General features: G+C 53.9%; 4 protein-coding genes and 2 pseudogenes. All 6 read left to right on the forward strand.

The window, feature by feature from the left end; translation table 11 throughout:
• A partial coding sequence (locus tag ACTBDU_RS16160) for a hypothetical protein (protein WP_438807185.1) occupies nt 1-88 on the forward strand: 88 nt, incomplete at its 5' end.
• A pseudogene (msrQ, locus tag ACTBDU_RS16165) lies at nt 89-689 on the forward strand (protein-methionine-sulfoxide reductase heme-binding subunit MsrQ).
• A gap of 241 nt (nt 690-930) precedes the next feature.
• The gene (gene aroQ / locus ACTBDU_RS16170) at nt 931-1,383 is read left to right on the forward strand and encodes a type II 3-dehydroquinate dehydratase (protein ID WP_438807182.1); all 453 of its coding nucleotides are present in this window, start codon (nt 931-933) and stop codon (nt 1,381-1,383) included.
• Nucleotides 1,384-1,404: 21 nt separating this feature from the next.
• Entirely contained in the window at nt 1,405-1,860 is a 456-nt protein-coding gene (accB, locus tag ACTBDU_RS16175; RefSeq protein WP_438807183.1) for an acetyl-CoA carboxylase biotin carboxyl carrier protein, read from the forward strand.
• A gap of 11 nt (nt 1,861-1,871) precedes the next feature.
• A complete protein-coding gene (gene accC, locus ACTBDU_RS16180) occupies nt 1,872-3,221 on the forward strand; it encodes an acetyl-CoA carboxylase biotin carboxylase subunit (RefSeq protein ID WP_438807184.1) in 1,350 nt (449 codons plus the stop codon).
• 159 nt (nt 3,222-3,380) lie between these two features.
• Nucleotides 3,381-3,610: pseudogene (locus ACTBDU_RS16185) on the forward strand (YhdT family protein).
• Nucleotides 3,611-3,659 lie beyond the last annotated feature (49 nt).

The raw sequence follows: 3,659 nt of genomic DNA on the forward strand, positions 1-3,659 counted from the left end.
ACCACTACATCCGACGATGCTGTTTAACGGTTACGCCGATCACGTGGCCAGTCTGTATCGCGGCCTCAACCTGCGGGAAAACTTCTAATTGCGCCTGAGTCTGAAACACATCGTCTCCTCGAAAGTCTTATTGCATCTGGCCGCCTTATTACCCCTGCTGTGGCTGGTGTACGCCGTGAGCACGGGTGCTTTCAGTGCCGTTCCCGTTAAAGATGTTCAACATTTTACCGGCCGCATGGCGCTTAAGTTACTGCTGGCCTTGTTATTGGTGACGCCACTGGCCCGCTACGCCCGCCAGCCGCTGTTGATCCGCTGTCGGCGGCTTCTCGGGTTATGGTGTTTCGCCTGGGCGACGCTGCATTTAGCCAGTTATGCGCTGCTGGAGCTCGGGATCGACAATCTGCGCTTACTCAGCCACGAGCTGATGACCCGACCTTTATCTGATTCTCGGTATGACCAGCTGGATCATTTTGCTGTTGCTGACCTGTACCTCTACCCTTTGGGCGCAGCGCAAGTTAAAAAATCGCTAGCAAATTTTGCATAATCTGATTTATATAGTGGCCATCCTGGCGCCAATTCACTATCTGTGGTCAGTCAAAATCCTTTCGCCGCAGCCGGTACTGTATGCCGTGGCGGCGCTGGTGCTTCTGGCATTGCGCTATAAGAAATTTCGCCAATGGTTACGGTGAAAGATCAATTTTCACTTTCGCTCTAGCGGTTAGTTGCGTTATCTTGCTCCCGCCCGAAACAGGTCGTTAAAAAATATCTTCGCGGATACCGCCAGTAATTTGCTGCGAAAATCCGCGATATCATTATAATGCCTGACCCCGATGGCAAATCAGCACCAAAATGTCAGCAAAAAGATGACAAATCGTTTACCGTTGGTTATTTTCTACGGGGTAACGTAAATTGAAGGGAGATCGCCGCACAATGGCCGATAAGTTCTACATTTTGCTTCTCAATGGGCCGAACCTGAATTTGCTTGGCACCCGCGAACCGGACAAGTATGGTCATACTACGCTTGCCGATATTATCGCGGACCTGAGCGCGCAGGCCGGCTGCCTGGGGGCAGAACTCAGCCATTTTCAATCCAATGCGGAGCATGTGCTGATCGACCGTATCCATCAGGCCCGGGGCAATACCGATTTTATCGTTATCAACCCCGCGGCGTTTACCCATACCAGCGTCGCCCTGCGCGATGCGCTGTTAGCGGTAAACATCCCGTTCATTGAGATTCACCTTTCCAATGTGCATGCGCGGGAACCTTTCCGTCATCACTCCTATCTATCCGATATTGCGGTTGGCGTGATATGCGGCCTCGGCGCCGATGGGTATCACTTTGCTTTACAGACGGCGGTCAAACGCCTGTCCACATCCAATTAATTAGAGTATGGAACCCCACTCATGGATATTCGTAAGATCAAAAAACTGATTGAACTGGTTGAAGAATCTGGCATTTCCGAGCTGGAAATTTCTGAAGGTGAAGAATCGGTTCGTATCAGTCGTGCTACGGCGCAACCGGCCTATCCGATGATGCAACAGGCTTATATACCTGCGGTGCAGCAACAGTCCGCTGCCGCCGCGCCAGTCGCAGCGGAAGCCGCCGCCGTGCCCGCGACCATGAGCGGTCACCTGGTGCGCTCGCCGATGGTGGGGACATTCTACCGCACCCCCAGCCCGGATGCGAAACCTTTCGTCGAGGTCGGTCAAAAGGTCAACGTTGGCGACACCCTTTGTATCGTTGAAGCGATGAAAATGATGAACCAGATTGAATCGGACAAAGCCGGCGTGGTGAAAGCTATCCTGCTAGACAACGGTCAACCGGTTGAATTCGACGAGCCGCTGGTCGTCATCGAATAACGAGGCGCCAAATGCTAGATAAAATCGTCATCGCAAACCGCGGTGAAATTGCATTGCGTATTCTGCGCGCGTGCAAAGAACTGGGTATCAAAACCGTGGCGATACACTCCACCGCCGACCGTGACCTGAAACATGTGCTGCTGGCCGATGAGACTATCTGCATCGGCCCGCCGCCTTCGGTAAAAAGTTACCTCAATATCCCTGCCATTATCTCTGCGGCAGAAATTACCGGTTCGGTGGCTATCCATCCGGGTTACGGTTTTCTGTCCGAGAATGCCGATTTCGCCGAGCAGGTGGAGCGTTCTGGCTTTATCTTTATCGGCCCGCACGCAGAAACCATTAGGCTAATGGGTGATAAAGTTTCCGCCATCAACGCGATGAAAAAAGCCGGCGTCCCCTGCGTCCCCGGTTCCGACGGACCAGTCGGGGAGGATATGGATAAAAACCGCGTTATCGCTAACCGCATCGGCCATCCGGTAATCATCAAGGCTTCCGGCGGCGGCGGCGGGCGCGGGATGTGCGTGGTGCGCAGCGACAAAGAGCTGGAAGCCTCAATCCGCATGACCCGCGCCGAAGCGAAGACCGCGTTCAATAACGATATGGTCTACATGGAGAAGTACCTGAAGAATCCGCGCCATATCGAAATTCAGGTGCTGGCAGACGGTCAGGGCAACGCTCTTTATCTTGCTGAGCGCGACTGCTCCATGCAGCGCCGCCATCAGAAAGTGGTAGAAGAAGCGCCGGCCCCGGGCATCACCGAGGAACTGCGCCGCTTTATCGGCGAGCGCTGCGCCAAAGCCTGCGTGGAAATCGGCTACCGCGGCGCCGGTACTTTTGAATTCCTTTATAAAAACGGTGAATTCTTCTTTATCGAGATGAATACCCGTATTCAGGTAGAACATCCGGTTACCGAGATGATCACCGGGGTGGATCTTATTAAAGAGCAGTTGTGCATCGCCGCTGGACAGCCTCTCTCGTTGAAGCAGGACCAAGTGAAAGTGTCCGGTCACGCGGTAGAATGCCGTATCAATGCCGAGGATCCCACCAGCTTTCTGCCGAGTCCGGGCAAGATTACCCGCTTCCACGCGCCGGGCGGCTTGGGCGTACGTTGGGAATCACATATTTATGCCGGTTACTCAGTACCGCCTTATTACGACTCGATGATTGGCAAGCTTATCTGCTTTGGTGAGACTCGGGACGTGGCTATCGCCCGCATGAAAAATGCGCTGGCGGAGCTGATTATTGACGGCATCAAAACCAATATCGATCTGCAGTTGAAGATTATGAACGACGAGCATTTCCAGCAGGGTGGCACCAACATCCATTATCTGGAGAAGAAGCTCGGGCTGCAGGAAATCTAAGCGCCAGGGCGAAAGCTTTTACGCTTGCGCATGATACGTCAAGGCCGGTTAAACACCGGCCTTTTGCTGTGACGGCGATGAACGCCCGGCCAAGCGTCAACGTGCCGCAAAACACACGCGTTTGCGGCACGCGTTAACTTTATTACGATGAAGATCATTATGGATAAACGATTCCTTCAGGCTCACCGTGAAGCGCGGTGGGTTTTCAGCCTGACCCTCGCCTATCTGGCCGCCTGGATTTTGGCGGCTTACCTGCCGGATAACGGCCCGGGTATCACTGGTTTGAGATGGCCTGTCTGTGGGTACCGCAGCTGTTTATCGGCCTGTGCTGGCTGATGGTGCGGGCAATCTATCGCGATATTTCGCTGGCGGACAGCGATGCGCAGTAGAAGTGATACTACCGCCGGTCGCCTACCTGGCGCTGGTGTTTGTAGTGGC

It is taken from the genome of Sodalis sp. (in: enterobacteria) (genome assembly GCF_051710625.1).
GTDB lineage: Bacteria > Pseudomonadota > Gammaproteobacteria > Enterobacterales > Enterobacteriaceae > JBPESN01.